The following is a 16,301-nucleotide window of genomic DNA, read 5'->3' on the forward strand; positions in this document are numbered from 1 at the left end:
ACTTAGATGAAACAGAGACTTTCGGCAGAGGACCCGGCATGACCGATCAACGCATCACCTCGACCCCCATCGATCCTGTGAAACTCGACCGGCTGGCCGAGGTGGCGGTGAAGGTGGGCCTGGGCTTGCGGCCGGGACAGGACCTTCTCCTGACGGCGCCTGCCATCGCGCTGCCGCTGGTACGACGGATCGCCGTGCACGCCTATAAGGCCGGCGTCGGCATCGTGACGCCGATCTTGTCGGACGAAGAGATGACGCTGGCACGCTACCGTCACGGCCATGACAACAGTTTCGATCGCGCCGCCGGCTGGCTCTACGAGGGCATGGCGAAAGCCTTCGCCGACAACACCGCGCGGCTCGCTATCGTCGGCGACAATCCGATGCTGCTGTCGGGTGAGGACCCCTCGAAGGTGGCGCGCGCCAGCAAGGCCAATTCCATGGCCTATCAGCCGGCACTGGAGAAAATCGTCAATTTCGACACCAACTGGAACATCATTGCCTATCCGAGCCCGTCCTGGGCCAAGCAGGTGTTCCCCAACGATTCCGAGGAGGTCGCGATCGGAAAGCTCGCCGATGCCATCTTTGCGGCGTCCCGCGTCGATCGCGAGGACGCGATGGCCAACTGGGCGAGCCACAATGCGGTGCTGCGCGAGCGCACCAACTGGCTCAACGGTCAGCGTTTCCGCGCGCTGCAATACGCCGGTCCCGGCGTCGATCTCACCATCGGGCTTGCCGACGGCCATGAGTGGGAGGGCGGCGCGTCGCTCTCCAAGAACGGCATCAGCTGCAACGCCAACATTCCGACCGAGGAAGTGTTCACGACGCCGCATTGCCGTCGGGTCTACGGCCATGTCGTGAGCTCGAAGCCGCTGTCCTACCAGGGCACGCTGATCGACAACATCGCGGTGCGTTTCGAGGACGGCAGGATCGTCGACGCCAAGGCCTCGCGTGGTGCGGAAGTTCTGAACAAGGTGCTCGACACCGACGAGGGCGCGCGCCGGCTCGGCGAGGTGGCGCTGGTGCCGCATTCCTCGCCGATCTCGCAGAGCGGGCTGTTGTTCTACAATACGCTGTTCGACGAGAACGCGGCGTCGCACATTGCGCTTGGCCAGTGCTACTCGAAATGCTTCGTCAATGGCGCGCAGCTCACGCCGCAGCAGATCGCGGCACAGGGCGGCAACCAGAGCTTGATCCATATCGACTGGATGATCGGCTCGGCCGAGACCGACATCGATGGTATCCTGGCCGACGGCAGCAAGGTCCCGGTGTTCCGCAAGGGCGAGTGGGCGAAGTAAGCTCTTCACCTCTCCCCGCTGGGGAGAGGTAAGGCTCTCGGCAACAGACTTTCCTGGACTCTAGCGCGGCTCGCCTCACGCCGCCGCGGTGCGCAGCATTGGATTGCTGTCGATGCTGAAACGGTTGAACAGCGTCGTGAACGGGCTGCCGTCGGTGGCTCGCACGATGGCGCCGGAGGCCGCGACCGCATCGTATAGCGCGCCGACCGGATCGTCGGCTTCCGGCAAATCGAGCGCGTCGCGGATGGCCTCGCGGGCCTGGTTGACGTCGCCCTCGAGTGTCGCCTCCAGCGCATCTGCAGCCCGCCGCATCTCCGCAAGGTCGCCGCCGGCCGAGAATTTGAGGACGTCCAGCCAATAGGGTCGGGCGACGACGAGCTGGACGAATGCCTCGAACGTGCCTGCGATGATCCCGGCGCGGCCTTCCGACGAGACGTAGAGCACATCCTGCGACGGCAACAGCACGAAGGCGCCGCCCGAGCCATCGCTGCCTACCTGCCGGGGCTTTTCGATGCCGTCGATGGCGAACCAGGGCTCCTCGTCCGGCGCGAACGAGACGTCGAAGATGCCGAGCCACGCGACGACCTCGCTGCTGGCTGTCAGGACCTCGGGGGTCAGGGGCATCGGCGTGGCTCCATCTTGGTGCGTTCGCGCGTTTTGTCGCACCCTGGAAGGGATGGGTTCATGTGCGCGAATTTGCAGGGAAATCGCGACGTTAACCGCTTCCCGCATGCAACTTGGGGCTGATTTTGGGGGCCTGCGTAAGAAAGAATTAAAAGCCGGCTACTAGCGTTCCCGAAATCTTTTGAAAGGATCCGGACCCAAGCCCGGGTCACACATATTAATATCCCCAGGGGGAAGAAGATGTCGCGCGCAATGATTGAAATTGGCAGTTGCAATGTGGATCTGGAGCTGCGGCCGATCGAGCCGTCCTGGATCATCGAGGGCAATCCCGTGTCGCGCTCGCACGTCCTGTCCACCAGCGCCGATGGCACGGCCCAGACCATTATCTGGGCCTGCACCGAAGGCCGCTTCAACTGGTACTACGACATCGACGAGACGATCATGATCATGGAAGGATCGATCGTGCTCGAAAGCGACGGCATGCCGCCCAAGCGCTACGGCCCCGGCGACGTCATTTTCTTCCGCGACGGCGCCCATGCCAAATGGCATGTCGAAGGGCACGTCAAGAAGATCGCCTTTTGCCGCAAGACCAATCCCGTGATGATCGGTTTCCTGATCCGCGTCGTCAACAAGCTCAAGAAGATGTTCGCCGCCACCGGCGAGCGCCGTCCGGCTTCGCTGATGGGAGCCGGCTAGAGCTCAAACGATAACATTTCAAGGACGCTTCCCAGCGGCTACGACGGAAGAGGGGGTGGGATCCACATCCGGCCCCTCTTCTCGTCATGACGAGCCTCGCACCTCGTCTCCTTACGCAGCAGCGCGGGTCGCGCAACCGCGCCCACCGGAAGCGGCTGTGGCCCCTACGCCGCAGTGTGATCGCATATGGGCTAATCTTGTTCTGGCCGATCCTTCGAGACGCCCGCCTTGGGGCGGGCCCTCAGGATGAGGATGGAGTCCGCGGTAGCCGTTTCAACGGACGCCGATGCCTTAGCCTCATCCTGAGGGACCGCGGAGCGGTCGTCTCGAAGGACGAGGCGCGCGCTCAGGCCGGCCGAAAGGCCATGTGCGATAGCCCTGCCCTAAGCCGCCTGGCCCTCACATCGACCACCAGCCGCCAATCTTGTGCGGCAGCCGGCTTGACCTCGCCAAGCCAATGGAAGGAGTCGTCGGTGATCTCGGTAAACCTCCAGCGCGTTAGGTCACCAGATTCGGTCGTGCCTTCCTGCACGATATCCGCGCCACGCGGGCGGCCGATCTGCTGGCGGAACACGCTGCGCCCGGGATCGAACCAGGCTATCCGCCACGCATCGATGGTCGGGTCGTAGACCCGCAACGTCGTGCCGTACCAGTTGCCGGCGACCGGAAATGCCGGGGTGCCGGCCGGGCGCGGGATGATCCAGACATCCTGGACGGCGCGGCCTTCCAGCACCCAGCCGAAATGGATTTCGCCGGAGGCAGTGTGCTTCGTTCCATCAGGTCCGTGGGCGGTGATCTCGGCGTCCCAGTCGCCGACGAAGCGGCCGTAAAGCTGGAGCGCTGCTTTGTGCTCCGGATTCGGTCCGGCCGCGTGCAAAAGTCTCGCGAAGTCGCTCATGTCGATCTCCTGTTTTAAAGGAGATCAGCACGAACGAACTGAAGCCGGCTTGGAGAAAATTGCGCGTCAGACGCCGTCGAGGATGATCACCGTCGGCGTCGACGGCAGCCCATCCCGCGATATCCGGAAACTGCGCTCGGTGCGCCGGTCGATCTCGAACTGCTGACCGATCCCGCGCATGAAATCGTCGAGCGGGGTAGCGAAGCGGTGCATCGGCAGCACCACCGAGGCACGCAAGCGTTTGGTGATCTCGGAGATGCCGTCCAGCGACATGGTGTAGGTGCCGTCGATCGGCACCATCACGATGTCGAGCCGTCCGATCTGGGCGAAATGGCTGTCGTCGAGCTTGTGGTGGAGATGACCGAGATGGCCGATGCAGAGGCCGGCGACCTCGAAGATGAAGATCGAATTGCCGTCGCGGATCATGTTGGCGCCGGAATCGTCGCCGAAATAGCGGCGAATATCGGTGGTGACGTTGCGGATGAAGGTGTCGCCGATCCGTTCCGAGACGATGGCGGGCTTGCCGTCCTCGCCCCAGCCATGCAGCACATGGGGAATGCGCCGGTCCGGGAATAAACTGTAATGGGTGCTGTGGGCCCGGTTCATGGTGGCGACGTCGGGCAGCCGGCCGACCTGATAGGCGCCGCCATAGTCGGTCGCGATGCGCACGCCGCCCGGCGTGTCGATGAAATAGGTGGAATGGCCGGCATAGGTGATCTCGACCTCGGCTGCACTCGCCGCCTGCCGCAAGGCCACCGGCATCGCGCGCGGTGCCGCATGCGCCATCGCCAGGCACTCGCTGCGCTGTGGCTGCTGGGCGAGGGCAGGCGTGAGGAATGCGCCGAACAGCGCCAGAGCCGCCGAAACCAGTCGCCACATGCATCCGTCCCCGATGACTTCAGGGGAAAGTCTAGCGTGCAACGCAGCGCGTGGCCAACAGCGCGGGATCAACAGCGCGTCAGTGTCGCACCCCTACTCCCGCCGCGGGCTGAACTTCCAGGTGATGGCGGTCAGGCTTACGGTGATCAGGCCGCTGATGAGGCCGGCGAGGGGCAGAGTGAGCAGCAGTGCGGCGGTCGCGGCCCAGCCGATCGAGGAGAAGGCCTCGGCGAAAGTTGCAAGCCGCGACGAAGTCTGGCGGCGGCGAAATTGGCTGCGCCGGGCCTGAACCCGGAACCAGAGCTGGATCGCGGTGGCGGAGGCCGCGCTGATGATGAGCGCGGCCGCAGTAATGGCGGCCTGGTGCGGTGAGGCGAAGGCCAGCGCCGCCACCAGCGGGCTGAAAATGACCGCGATCGCGATCAGCACCACCTCGACCTTGGCGCGGGTGACGCTGGACGGCGTCAGCGGTGCGGTCGCGACCAGATCGGGAGCGTCCTCCCCCGAAATCGTCAGCCAGGCCAGTCCGCCGGCAAGTTGTCCCGCCGCCATGACGATGACAGGCGAGATCAGCGTCAGCGCCGCGGAGCTGTCGGCAAAGCTGCGCCAGAGCAGCAGCGCCGGCGGCACCAGATAAAGCAGCTGCATCAAGGTTTGCGAGATCAGCCAGGGATCGCGCCACAGCAGCATGATTTCCTTGCGCCGGAGCGCCTGCCGCCGCGATCCGCCGCGAAAACGACGCACCTTCGCACGTCTCCGGCCGGACCTGCCGTAAGTCGCGGCATCGATTGCGGTGTCGGCAAAGCGGCCCGAGAAGATCGCCATCACGCTTCCGAGCAACACGAGCCCGAGTGCCAGGAGCAGCAGCAGCGCCTCGCTGTCGCCCATGGTCGCCCGCGCGGGCCACCACCAGATGCTGTCGACATCGGGAGCATGGTCGGCCACTGCACCGGAGGTCAGGATGGTGAAGCGCGACAGCGTGCCATAGGACATGATCGCGGCGACCTGGAGCGCGATCACGAAGCCGGCGCCGATGATCGCGGCCAGGATCTGGGCCACGAAGCGCGTCCGCGCCGGGCCGATCAGCCGGAACAGGAGAATGGTGACGGCAATCGCGATCGCCGCAGCCGACAGGCCCATGGCGACGACGACGCCGAAGGCGGTTAGCCATCGCGCGCCACCGCCGATCACCAGCACGTCGATGAACGGCGTCGAGAACAGCAGCGCCATCATCGTGATCGCCAGCGCGATCGCGGCGATGCGGACCGAGAACAGATTGGCCAGCGTCGCGGGCGACGACATGATCAGGTCGAGGTCGGCGCGCGCGTAAAACACCCGCGTCACTGATTCGATCGCCTGCGATAGCATCAGCGTCCAGGCCAGCAAGATCGTCGCCGAGATCACGATCAAGGAGGATTTGTCGAGCGGCAGTTGCAGATCGGCGAATCGGCCGATCACCGCCCAGGCCGGCACGTGCAGAAACGCGGCGAAGAACAGCAGGCCAATGACGGCGGCGCGCGTCCGCCTGCGCCGGCCGCCGGTCATCATGGCGAGCCATTCGCGCCAGGCGAGCCGGAGCTCGTGGTGGGCAAACCAGGAGAGCGCGGTCGCCGAGCTCATGCGGCGGCCTGGAGCGTCACCAGTGCAATGAAGAGATCTTCCAGGCTGGTGTCGGCATGGCCGTTCTGCTGGCGCAACTCGGCGAGCGTGCCTTCGGCGACCAGGCGCCCCGATGCGATCACGCCGATACGATCGGCCATGCGCTCGGCGACCTCCAGAATATGCGTGGTCATGATGATGGTGCAGCCGGCGCGGACGCGCTCGCTCAACAGACCCTTCACATGGCGGGCCGAGACGGCGTCCAGCCCCGTCAGCGGCTCGTCGAGGATGATGAGGCGGGGATCGTGCACCAGGGCGCCGGCCAGCGCCACCTTCTGGCGCATGCCCTTGGAAAAGCCCTCGCAGCGCTCGTGCCGGTGCGCCTCGAGCCCAAGCGAGCTCAACAGCTCCTGCGCAATCGGTTCCGAGACGGATGGCGCGATGCCCCAGAGCCCGGCGACGAATTCGAGATATTCGAGCGGCGTCAGCTTGTCGTAGATCATGGGTTCGTCGGAGACCCACGCCATCACCTGCTTGGCGGCAACCGGATTATCGAGCGCATCGATGCCGAAAATCGACACCGCGCCGGCATCGGGCCGCAATAGCCCTGCCACCATGCGCAAGGTGGTGGTCTTGCCGGCGCCGTTGGGGCCGACCAGCGCGTAGAATTCACCCGCGTGAATGGTGAGATCGAGGCCATCGACCGCCAAACGGTCAAAACGCTTCGTTAACCCTCGGACTTCGAGCGCCGAGTTGTCCGGCTTCATGACGGCCACACCATCCGGTTTTGCATTGCTTGCGACCATGACTTGAAGATGTTTCGGCACGGTGAATCGCGCTGCAGCAAATTCCGGCATTCGGCATCGACTAAAGGCAGGTCACCGTTTGTTGACAGCGCCTGGCGGTTCAGGCTGAATTGGTTTCGGACAAATGGCGCTAGCGCGGCGAAACGACCGCGTAGCGGCTGGACACACAAGATGCGACAAAGGCGGTCGCGAAGAACCGCTTGTTGTGTCGGGAGGATGCGCGGCAATGCTGGATTTCGTTCAGCAGCTGGTCAGCGGTGTTGCGCTCGGCTGCGTCTACGGCCTGATCGCGCTCGGCTTCGTGCTCGTTTACAAGGCGACCGAGGTCGTCAATTTCGCCCAGGGCGACCTGATGATGCTGGGCGGCTTCTTCGCCTTCACCTTCATCGGCATGATGGGCCTGAACTACTGGATCGGTTTTGCCGCTGCGGTGGCCGCGATGGCGCTGTTCGGCATGCTGGCCGAACGCGTGGTGGTGCGGCCGATCCTCGGCTATCCGCAATTCTCCATCATCATGGCGACGATCGGGCTCGGCTATTTCCTGCGCTCGGTCTCCGGCATGATCTGGGGCACCGACGATTTCAAGATCGATACCCCGTTCAGCCAGGGCGTGCTGCGGATCGGCTCGCTGGTGCTCGCCCATGACAAGCTCTCGGTGATATCAGCGACCGTCATTCTCTGCGCGCTGCTCTACCTCTTCTTCAACAAGACCACGCTCGGCACCGCAATGCGGGCAAGTTCGGAGAACATGCTTGCCGCCTATTACATGGGCATCCCGGTCAAGCGCGTGGTGTCGATCGTCTGGGCGATCAGCGCGGCGGTCGCGACCTGCGCCGGCGTGCTGCTGGCGCCGATCACCTTCATCCACTCCAATGTCGGTCTCGTGCTCGGACTCAAGGCGTTCCCGGCCGCCGTGCTCGGCGGCTTCGGCTCGATCCCCGGCGCGGTGGTCGGCGGCGTGCTGATCGGCGTGATCGAGAGCATGGCCGGCTTCTATCTGGCCGAGGGCTGGAAGGACGTCGCGCCATACGTCGTGCTGCTCGCCGTGCTCTTGCTCAAGCCCGAAGGTCTGTTCGGCCTTCACCTCCGCAAGAAGGTCTGAACGCGATGCGCTTCCTGTTCAAGACCGACTATGAAGACGACATCAGGCTGTTTCCGCATTCGGGCTATGTCGTCTCCTATGGGGTGCTGCTCGCGGTGCTGCTGATCGCGCCCTACGTGCTCTCCAGCTATCTGATGAGCCAGCTCGTCTTCGTCTGCATCTATGCTACCGTCGGCGTGGCGCTGCTGATCCTGACCGGCTTTACCGGGCAAGCCTCGCTCGGGCATGCCGCGTTCCTCGCAATCGGCGCTTACACCGCAGCGTATCTCCAGAAGTATAATGTGCCGTTCCCGGTCTATTTCCTGGTCGCAGGCGCCCTGACCGGCCTGATTGGCGCGATTGTCGGCTTTCCGGCGTTGCGGCTCCAGGGCATCTATCTCGTCATCGCCACCATCTCCTTCGCTTTCATCGTCGAGGAGATCCTGGCGCGCTGGGAGAGCGTCACCAACGGCAACGAGGGCATGCGCGTCAAGGCGCTGTCGCTGCTCGGCGTCACGGTCTCGCGCGACAGTCCGACCTTCTATTTCCTCTGCCTTGCCGTGCTGGTGCTGACCATCGTCGGAACGCTCAATCTGTTGCGTTCGCCGACCGGCCGCGCCTTCGTCGCGATTCGCGACAGCGAGACGGCGGCGCGCAGCATGGGCGTCAATGTCGCGCTCTACAAGGTGAAGTCCTTTGCGATCTCGGCGGCGATCACCGGCTTTGCCGGCGTGCTGTTCGCGCACAAGCTCTCCTTCATCTCGCCGGAAATGTTCACGCTGCAGCTCTCGATCGAGTTCATCATCGTGATCTTGATCGGCGGCACCTTCAGCCTTCATGGCGCGGTGCTCGGCGCGATCTTCATCGTGATGATCGATCCGTTCCTGACTTACCTGAAGGACGACCTGCCCGGCATCATCGCGGGCATCGCCGCCACGTTCGGGGCCGGCACGCAGAGCGCGGCAAACATCCACTCGAAGGTCGCTGCCTTCGCCTCGCTCAACGGCCTCAAGGGCGCGATCTACGGCCTCATCATCGTGCTGTTCGTGCTGTTCGAGCCGCTCGGGCTCTACGGCCGCTGGCTCAAGATCAAGCTCTTCTTCCAGCTGTTCCCGCTCTACAAGCGCGCCACCTTCAAGCGGCAGAAGATCTACGTGAAGTCGGAGCGCAACCGATGAGCTACTTCCGCGCCGAGAATTTGTCGCTGCATTTCGGCGGGCTGAAAGCGGTCGATGCGGTGTCATTCGCGATCGAGAAGGGCGAGATCCTTTCGATCATCGGGCCGAACGGCGCCGGCAAGAGCTCGATCTTCAACCTGATCTCTCGGATCTACCGGCCGACCTCGGGCCGCATGTTCTTCGAGGACCAGGACATCACGGAGCAGCCGCCCTACGACATCGCCAGGCTCGGCATCGCCCGCACCTTCCAGAACATCGAGCTGTTCGAAAACGCGACTGTGCTCTCCAACCTCCTGGTCGGACGCCACCGGCATTCGACCACGCAGCTGTGGCAGGAGCTGTTGTTCCTGCCGAGCGTACGGGCCAACGAGAAGGTGCATCGCCGCCGGGTCGAGCAGGTCATCGAGTTCCTCGATCTCGAACCCTACCGCGACAAGTTGATCTCGGGCCTGCCCTACGGCGTGCGCAAGGTGATCGAACTGGCACGGGCGCTGTGCTCGGAGCCGAAGCTGATCCTGCTCGACGAGCCGTCGTCGGGGCTCAACGTCGAGGAGACCGACGACATGTCGTTCTGGATCCGCGATCTGAAGAACGAGCTCGGCATCACTGTGCTGATGGTCGAGCACGACATGTCGCTGGTCAACCGCGTCTCCGATCGCGTCATCGCGCTGAACTACGGCCGGGTGCTGGCGATGGGCTCGCCCGCCGAGGTGCAGCAGCATCCCGACGTCGTCGCCGCGTATCTCGGAGCCTGACGCGATGGACGCCGCCGTGACCCCCGAGATCATCCTGAAGCTCTCCAACATCGAGAGCTATTACGGGCCGATCATGGCGATTCGTGGCATCTCGCTGGAGGTGCCGCGCGGCCGCATCGTCACGCTGCTGGGCGCCAACGGCGCCGGCAAGACCACGGTGCTGAAGACCATTTCAGGCATTCTCGACCCGCAGAAGGGGTCGATTGAGTTCATGGGCAAGCCGATCCAGCGCATGGAGGCCGATAAGATCGTGCGGCTCGGACTCAGCCACGTGCCGGAGGGACGCGAGGTATTCCCGTTCCTCTCAGTGCGCGAAAACCTGACGATGGGCGCCTATCCGCGCCGGGATCGCGACGGTGTGGCGGAAGATATGGAGCGGGTCTATGGCTATTTCCCGCGATTGAAGGAGCGCATCAACCAGCCGGCCGGCCAGCTTTCCGGCGGCGAGCAGCAGATGCTGGCGATCGGCCGCGCGCTGATGAACCGGCCGACGCTGCTGCTGCTGGACGAGCCCTCGCTCGGGCTGTCGCCGATCCTGGTGAAGGAGATTTTCACGATCATCCGCCGCGTCAACGAGGAACGGGGCATGTCGATCCTGCTGGTCGAGCAGAATGCCAAGGTGGCGCTGGAGACGGCGCATTACGGCTATGTGCTGGAGATCGGTCGTATCGTCATGAACGACGCCTGCGACCGCCTGATGCATTCAAAGGACATCCAGGAATTCTACCTTGGCGCCAAGGAACAGGGCGCGCGAGGCGAGCGGCGCTGGAAAAAGAAGAAGACTTGGCGTTAGCGCAAGAGTTGGCGTTAAATGGACTAGCCCATCCGCAAGAACAGACCGCCGGCAAGGCAGGCAGCGGAGAGGGAAGCGGCAAGGAGGGAACGCGTATGGCCCGACCGGCGGTGCTGACGGTCGCCGACACGATCGCAAGGAGCTTTTTGCGTGCCGCTGAGACGCGCGGCGATCGGCCCGCGATCCGCGAGAAGAGGTTCGGGATCTGGCAGCCGACCAGCTGGCGGGAATGGCTGGAGATCTCCAAGGAGATCGCCTACGCGCTTCATGCGACCGGCTTCATGCCCGGCGACGTCGCTTCGATCATCGCCAATGCCGTGCCGGAATGGGTCTATGCCGACATGGGCATCCTGTGCGCCGGCGGCGTCTCCTCCGGCATCTATCCGACCGACGCATCGTCCCAGGTCGAATATCTCGTCAACGATTCCCGGACAAAGGTGATCTTCGCCGAGGACGAGGAGCAGCTCGACAAGGTCCTCGCCTGCCGCGCGCGCTGTCCAAGCTTGCAGAGGATCATCGTGTTTGAAATGGAGGGCCTCAGCGGTTTCTCCGACGACATGGTGATGTCGCTCGACGAATTCCGCGCGCTCGGCGGCAACCACATGGTCGGCCGCGAGGCGCTGTGGCAGGACATGATCGACAGCCGCAGCGCCGGCGATCTCGCCGTTCTCGTCTACACGTCCGGCACGACCGGCCCGCCCAAAGGCGCCATGCACGCCAACCGCAGCGTCACGCATCAGATGCGGCACGCCAACGATTTCATTCCGGCGCGGGAGGACGACGACCGGCTGATCTTCCTGCCGCTCTGCCACGTCGCCGAACGGATCGGCGGCTACTACATCTCCGTCGCGCTCGGCTCGGTGATGAATTTCGCCGAGAGTCCCGAGACGGTGCCGGACAATCTGCGCGAAGTGCAGCCGACCGTCTTTCTCGCAGTGCCGCGGATCTGGGAGAAATTCTATTCCGCCATCACCATCGCCCTGAAGGACGCCACGCCGCTCCAGCGATGGGTCTACCGGCGCGCCATCGAGATCGGCTATCGCATGGTCGATTGCCGGATCGAGGGCAAGGCGCCGCCGCTGTCGCTGCGGCTGGCCAACCGTCTCGCCTACCAGCTCGCGTTCCGCAATATCCGCCGCATGATCGGGCTCGACCGCTGCCGGATCGCGTTCACGGGCGCGGCGCCGATCGCGCCGGACCTGATCCGCTGGTATCTTGCGCTCGGCATCGACATCCACGAGGTCTATGGCCAGACCGAGAATTGCGGGGTCGCGACCATGATGCCGGCGGAGCGGATCAAGCTCGGCTCGGTCGGCACGGCCGTGCCCTGGGGCGAGGTCGCGCTCTCTCCCGACGGCGAGATCCTGATCAGGGGGGAGTTCCTGTTCATGGGCTATCTCAACCAGCCGGAAAAGACCGCGGAGACTATCGATCCGCGCGGCTGGCTGCACACCGGCGACGTCGGCGCCATCGACAACGAAGGCTTCATCAGGATCACCGACCGGATGAAGGACATCATCATCACCTCAGGCGGCAAGAACATCACGCCCTCGGAGATCGAGAACCAGCTCAAATTCTCGCCCTATATCTCGGACGCCGTGGTGATCGGCGACAAGCGGCCGTATCTGACCTGCCTCGTCATGATCGACCAGGAGAACGTCGAGAAGTTCGCCCAGGACCACGACATCCCCTTCACCAACTATGCCAGCCTGTGCCGGGCGATGCAGATCCAGGACCTGATCTGGCGCGAGATCGAAGAGGTCAACGGCAATTTCGCCCGCGTCGAGACCATCAAGAAGTTCTATCTGATCGAGCGCCAGCTCACCCCGGAGGACGAGGAGCTGACGCCGACCATGAAGCTGAAGCGTGGTTTCGTGAACAAGCGCTACTCCACCGAGATCGAGGCGATGTATCGTGCACGGGCTGTGGCGTGATTCATCTGTTCGAAAAAAGCGAAGGAGCGATGGCCCCCCGTCCTTCGTGCAACATGGGCCTTATGGAGAGGAGACGACAATGTCGAAATCGTTGAGGACGTTCGGCCTTGCGGTAGGCGCGGTAGCGCTCACCTGTCTGCCGGCCGCAGCGCAAACCAAGGTCACCAACGAAGGCATCTCGGGATCCGAGATCGTCATCGGCACCCATCAGGATCTGTCGGGTCCAGTCAAAGGCTGGGGCGTGCCGGTCTCCAACGGCATGAAGATGGCGGTCGAAGAGGTCAACGCGGCGGGCGGCGTCAACGGCCGCAAGATTCGGCTGGTCGTCGAGGACAGCGGCTACGATCCGAAGAAGGCCGTGCTGGCTTCGCAGAAACTGATCGAGCGCGACAAGATATTCGCGATGGTGGGAGCAATGGGATCGCCGACCGTGCTCGCCGCGCAGGATATCCTGCTCGACGCCGGGGTGCTTCAGCTCTTCCCGCTGACGGCGGCCGAGTTCACCTTCAAGTTCGATCCGGCCAAGCCGCAGGAGCGGCTGAAGTTCAACAACCTGCTGCCCTATGTCGAGAGCACGCGCGCGGCCCTGAAATACATGATGGAGTGGAAGAGTTTCCAGAAGCCGTGCATCATGTACCAGGATGACGAGTACGGCAAAAACGTGCTCGACGGCTTCAACCAGCAGCTCACCGCCATGAAGGTGCAGCCGGCCTCGATCACAAGCTACAAGCGCGGCGCCTCCGACTTCAGCGCCCAGGTCGCGAAGATGAAGTCCGACAGCTGCGACCTCGTCGTGCTCGGTGCGGTCCTGCGTGAGCCCATCGGCGCCATGACCGAGGCCAGGAAGCTCGGCTGGGAAGTTACCTTCCTCGGCGCCACGCCCACCAATGTGATGGAGGTGCCGATGCTCGGCAAGGAGGCCGTGGAAGGCCTCTACGCTGCCGCCCTCTTCGAGATTCCTTACGAGGACACGGCCAAGGGCAAGGTCAAGGACTGGCTCGCGACCTACAAGAAGACGTTCGGCACGGACGCCAACACCCAGGCCATCATCGGCTACAACGCGGTCATGACCTTCGCCTTCTATGCGCAGAAGGCGGGCAAGGATCTGACCGGCCAGAAGATGCTGGACGCGCTGGAATCCGGGGACAAGTTCGTCGACATCTTCAACTCGCCTCCGACGAAGTTCTCCAAGACCGACCATCTCGCCAGCACCATCACCCAGGTGCAACAGGTCAAGGGCGGCCGCTGGGTGCTGGTGAAGGACAATCTGATGTTTTGATTGAGAGCGTTTGTGCCGCGCGCTCAGTGCACCCTCTCCCCTTGTGGGACCCCTTGTGGGAGAGGGTGGCTTCGCGAATGCGAAGCCGGGTGAGGGGTTCTCTCCGCGCGTGCCTCTCTTTCGGTAGTATTCGCTGAAGCAACCCCTCATCCGGCGCTTCGCGCCACCTTCTCCCACAAGGGGAGAAGGGAAGAATAGCTACGATCCCCCGCCCGCGGTGCCGGAATTCACGGGCGCCAGTTCGTCCTCGCGGCATCGCCAGCCGTCGGCGGCTTTCACGAAGGCGAAGGTGCGCTGGATCCTGAGCCGGCGCGTGACGTTAAAGGCCTCTGCGGAGCGCTCCCTGTTGCCGGCTCCCGGCTGCGGACGGCCGGTCCTGACGTCCCAGCAGGTGCCCGTGCAGGAGGACGCGACCTTGCTACAGGCGGCAAAGGGGGCCAACACCACCATTTCGATCTCGCCGGTGACCTGCGCCTCCCGGTCCCTCACCTGGCTGTCGATAGCGAAGACGCGGTTGATGCGGAGGAAATTGCCGCACGAATTGGCGGCATGGATTCGCGCGGCGCAGAAGTCGACGGCGTCGGTGTCGGGCAGCCGCGCCGAGACCTGCCGGCCGAATACCTTCTTCGGGTCGCCCTTGGCGCTGCGGACATCGTCAGACTTACGCTTCAGATTGTCGGCGAGACAGGCTTCTGCGAACTCAAGCTCCTGAAGCGGCACGTTGTCCTTGCCGACGAGATTGCATTCGCGGTCGCGCTCCCGGGTCCACCGGCCATATTCGGCGAAGGCAAAGCGGGCCGCAGTCGGGTCCAGCTTGCCGATCAGACCGAGCACCTGGCTGTTGAGCTCGGTCTCGACCAGGGCCAGCGACGGATCTGCGCAGATCAGCGCGCCGGCTGCGGTGTTGGCTGCAAGACAGTCGAAATCCGGATCGCGCAGGATCGCGGCGCGCTCCTCGGTGACCTTGAGAAGGCAGGCCTTGACCTGATCGACATCGTCGTAGCGGACCGCGGCCTGGCCGATGATTCCGCAACCGAGGCTGCGCTGCCTGATCCAGATCGCATTCTCCTCGATCGCCGGCAGGCGATCGGGCAGGCGGGCGAGGCGCGCCTCGATCGCCGCGCTCAGCTTCTCTGCGGCTGCGGCGAGCTCGGCATCGCCGCAGAACATTTGATTGGCGGGGTCGCGGTTCTGCTGGCAATTGTTCTTGGCGAACAGCGGCAGCTTGTCGGCGATGGAGCGCTCGGATGGGCCGGATTGCGCGGCGGCCGGTGCCGCCGGCAAGGCCAGCAGCGCAAGCACAGTCAGCACGATGAACCGCATTCCGGTCGTCCCCAGCATGGTTCTTGCCATGCTAGCGTCCCGGATCGCGCGGCGATATGAATTTGTGGGCTACGGCGGCAGTTCAGCGCGCCTCGGCGTTGGCCGCGACCATCGATACGGGCCGGCTGTCCAGGGCGGAGAACTGCACCGGTTCGTCGACATATTTCATCACGGCGGACCGATAGAGCACGAACAGCGGCTGGTAGCTCCGTGCATCGTCGTCCTCGACCATTGCCATGCGGCGGTTGTCGAGGATCAGCCAATGGCCGTCGAGCTTCGCTGCGGCGATGGCATGCTCTTCGCCGGCACGGGTATCGCGCACCACGACGATGCGGAGATCGTCGGCGGCGACGCCTGCGAGTCGCAGCGCGGCCAGCTTGGCGATGGCATAGTCCTCGCAATCGCCGGCGCCGCGCTGGAAGGTCGCAAGCGGCGAGTTCCAGACATCGTCGGCACCGTCGCTTGCCGCGCGGATCGCCAGATTGATGGCGCGGTTGGTCTCGCCGAGCCGCGCACGGCCGTCACGGGTACGGGCCTGGTCGACGATGGCGAGCAACTTCAGCGCCGCAGGCGAGGCGCAATTGTCGCGATCGCCGTCGCACAGCGCCAGCTGCACCATGTCGCCGTCGAGCTTGTCTTTCACCGCAAACCATTTCTGTTGCAGGCTGCCGGTGGAGATGGCGAAGGCGAACACGCCGAAGGGCTCGGCGGATTTGCGCACGAGAACTCCGGCGCCCGGCGACAGCAGCGTGCCGGCACGAAGGTCGGCGGCCGATCCGAACAGGATCAATCCGCACAGGACAAGGATTGCGGGCCAAGCGCGCGTGTGAGCCGCGGTCTCCATTTGACATCCCCTTCCGGCTTCGCCAGGTCCCCCTCGACCTGTACGTGCCGGGCTTTGTTGCTTGCGGGGAGATAGTGCGAGATCGGCCGTTCGGTTCTGCTTAACGCGCCCGGCAGGGGGCCCAAAACCGCGGGGCAGGCTGAAACGGGCCTCGCCGGATTGTGTAAGATTTTACGGATCTGCGGCTAGGAGGGCGCCGACTGCCGCGAAGTCGAGTCAATTGCACGCAATGATTGTACTCTTGCCGATTCTGCTTCCATGGCTAACAGCCCCTTATTTCACGGGGTTCTGTTAGCTGGATCACAGTTTTTGTTCCA

The 16,301-nt window shown here is 64.0% G+C and carries 15 protein-coding genes; 8 read left to right on the forward strand and 7 right to left on the reverse strand.

From position 1 onward, the window contains the following. Positions 1 to 38: 38 nt before the first annotated feature. Positions 39 to 1,295 (forward strand): aminopeptidase, encoded by a 1,257-nt coding sequence (locus GWG65_RS02565; protein ID WP_275193745.1) that lies wholly within the window; start codon positions 39 to 41, stop codon positions 1,293 to 1,295. Between the two features lie 75 nt (positions 1,296 to 1,370). Here the strand turns inward: GWG65_RS02565 and GWG65_RS02570 are convergent, their stop codons facing one another. Further along, positions 1,371 to 1,919, reverse strand: coding sequence for a hypothetical protein (locus tag GWG65_RS02570; protein WP_275193746.1), 549 nt, complete (start codon positions 1,917 to 1,919; stop codon positions 1,371 to 1,373). A 240-nt stretch (positions 1,920 to 2,159) separates the two neighbouring features. Here GWG65_RS02570 and GWG65_RS02575 point away from each other — a divergent pair, with 240 nt between their 5' ends. Then, the gene (locus GWG65_RS02575) at positions 2,160 to 2,615 is read left to right on the forward strand and encodes a cupin domain-containing protein (protein ID WP_275193747.1); all 456 of its coding nucleotides are present in this window, start codon (positions 2,160 to 2,162) and stop codon (positions 2,613 to 2,615) included. A gap of 346 nt (positions 2,616 to 2,961) precedes the next feature. Here GWG65_RS02575 and GWG65_RS02580 read toward each other — a convergent pair whose 3' ends face one another. The 4 genes from GWG65_RS02580 to GWG65_RS02595 form a co-directional block, all read right to left on the reverse strand. After that, positions 2,962 to 3,513, reverse strand: a complete 552-nt coding sequence (locus GWG65_RS02580; RefSeq protein ID WP_275193748.1) for a hypothetical protein — start codon at positions 3,511 to 3,513, stop codon at positions 2,962 to 2,964. Between the two features lie 66 nt (positions 3,514 to 3,579). Then, a complete protein-coding gene (locus GWG65_RS02585; RefSeq protein WP_275193749.1) occupies positions 3,580 to 4,392 on the reverse strand; it encodes an MBL fold metallo-hydrolase in 813 nt (270 codons plus the stop codon). Positions 4,393 to 4,485: 93 nt separating this feature from the next. Beyond that, the gene (locus GWG65_RS02590; RefSeq protein ID WP_275193751.1) at positions 4,486 to 6,012 is read right to left on the reverse strand and encodes a permease; all 1,527 of its coding nucleotides are present in this window, start codon (positions 6,010 to 6,012) and stop codon (positions 4,486 to 4,488) included. Further along, a complete protein-coding gene (locus GWG65_RS02595; RefSeq protein WP_275193753.1) occupies positions 6,009 to 6,758 on the reverse strand; it encodes an ABC transporter ATP-binding protein in 750 nt (249 codons plus the stop codon). The genes GWG65_RS02590 and GWG65_RS02595 overlap by 4 nt, the downstream gene beginning before the upstream one ends. A 265-nt stretch (positions 6,759 to 7,023) precedes the next feature. Between GWG65_RS02595 and GWG65_RS02600 the strand changes: the two genes are divergently transcribed. From GWG65_RS02600 to GWG65_RS02625, 6 genes are all read left to right on the forward strand, one after another. Beyond that, positions 7,024 to 7,899 carry a branched-chain amino acid ABC transporter permease gene (locus GWG65_RS02600; RefSeq protein ID WP_275193754.1) on the forward strand — a complete coding sequence of 292 codons (876 nt, stop codon included), beginning with the start codon at positions 7,024 to 7,026 and terminating at the stop codon, positions 7,897 to 7,899. 5 nt (positions 7,900 to 7,904) lie between these two features. Further along, a complete protein-coding gene (locus tag GWG65_RS02605; protein WP_275193755.1) occupies positions 7,905 to 9,056 on the forward strand; it encodes a branched-chain amino acid ABC transporter permease in 1,152 nt (383 codons plus the stop codon). Then, entirely contained in the window at positions 9,053 to 9,811 is a 759-nt protein-coding gene (locus GWG65_RS02610; protein ID WP_275193756.1) for an ABC transporter ATP-binding protein, read from the forward strand. The genes GWG65_RS02605 and GWG65_RS02610 overlap by 4 nt, the downstream gene beginning before the upstream one ends. Positions 9,812 to 9,815: 4 nt before the next feature. Beyond that, positions 9,816 to 10,604 (forward strand): ABC transporter ATP-binding protein, encoded by a 789-nt coding sequence (locus tag GWG65_RS02615; protein WP_275193757.1) that lies wholly within the window; start codon positions 9,816 to 9,818, stop codon positions 10,602 to 10,604. Between the two features lie 95 nt (positions 10,605 to 10,699). Next, positions 10,700 to 12,538 (forward strand): AMP-dependent synthetase/ligase, encoded by a 1,839-nt coding sequence (locus tag GWG65_RS02620; RefSeq protein ID WP_275193758.1) that lies wholly within the window; start codon positions 10,700 to 10,702, stop codon positions 12,536 to 12,538. A gap of 79 nt (positions 12,539 to 12,617) precedes the next feature. Continuing rightward, complete coding sequence (locus GWG65_RS02625; protein WP_275193759.1) at positions 12,618 to 13,817, forward strand: ABC transporter substrate-binding protein; 1,200 nt, start codon at positions 12,618 to 12,620, stop codon at positions 13,815 to 13,817. A gap of 198 nt (positions 13,818 to 14,015) precedes the next feature. Here the strand turns inward: GWG65_RS02625 and GWG65_RS02630 are convergent, their stop codons facing one another. After that, positions 14,016 to 15,140: a hypothetical protein gene (locus tag GWG65_RS02630; protein ID WP_342760625.1), complete on the reverse strand. Its 1,125-nt coding sequence runs from the start codon at positions 15,138 to 15,140 to the stop codon at positions 14,016 to 14,018. 82 nt (positions 15,141 to 15,222) lie between these two features. Continuing rightward, positions 15,223 to 15,984: a transglutaminase-like cysteine peptidase gene (locus tag GWG65_RS02635; protein ID WP_275193761.1), complete on the reverse strand. Its 762-nt coding sequence runs from the start codon at positions 15,982 to 15,984 to the stop codon at positions 15,223 to 15,225. Positions 15,985 to 16,301: the final 317 nt, after the last annotated feature.

Origin of the sequence: Bradyrhizobium sp. CSA207 (genome assembly GCF_029051685.1) — a bacterium.
GTDB lineage: Bacteria > Pseudomonadota > Alphaproteobacteria > Rhizobiales > Xanthobacteraceae > Bradyrhizobium.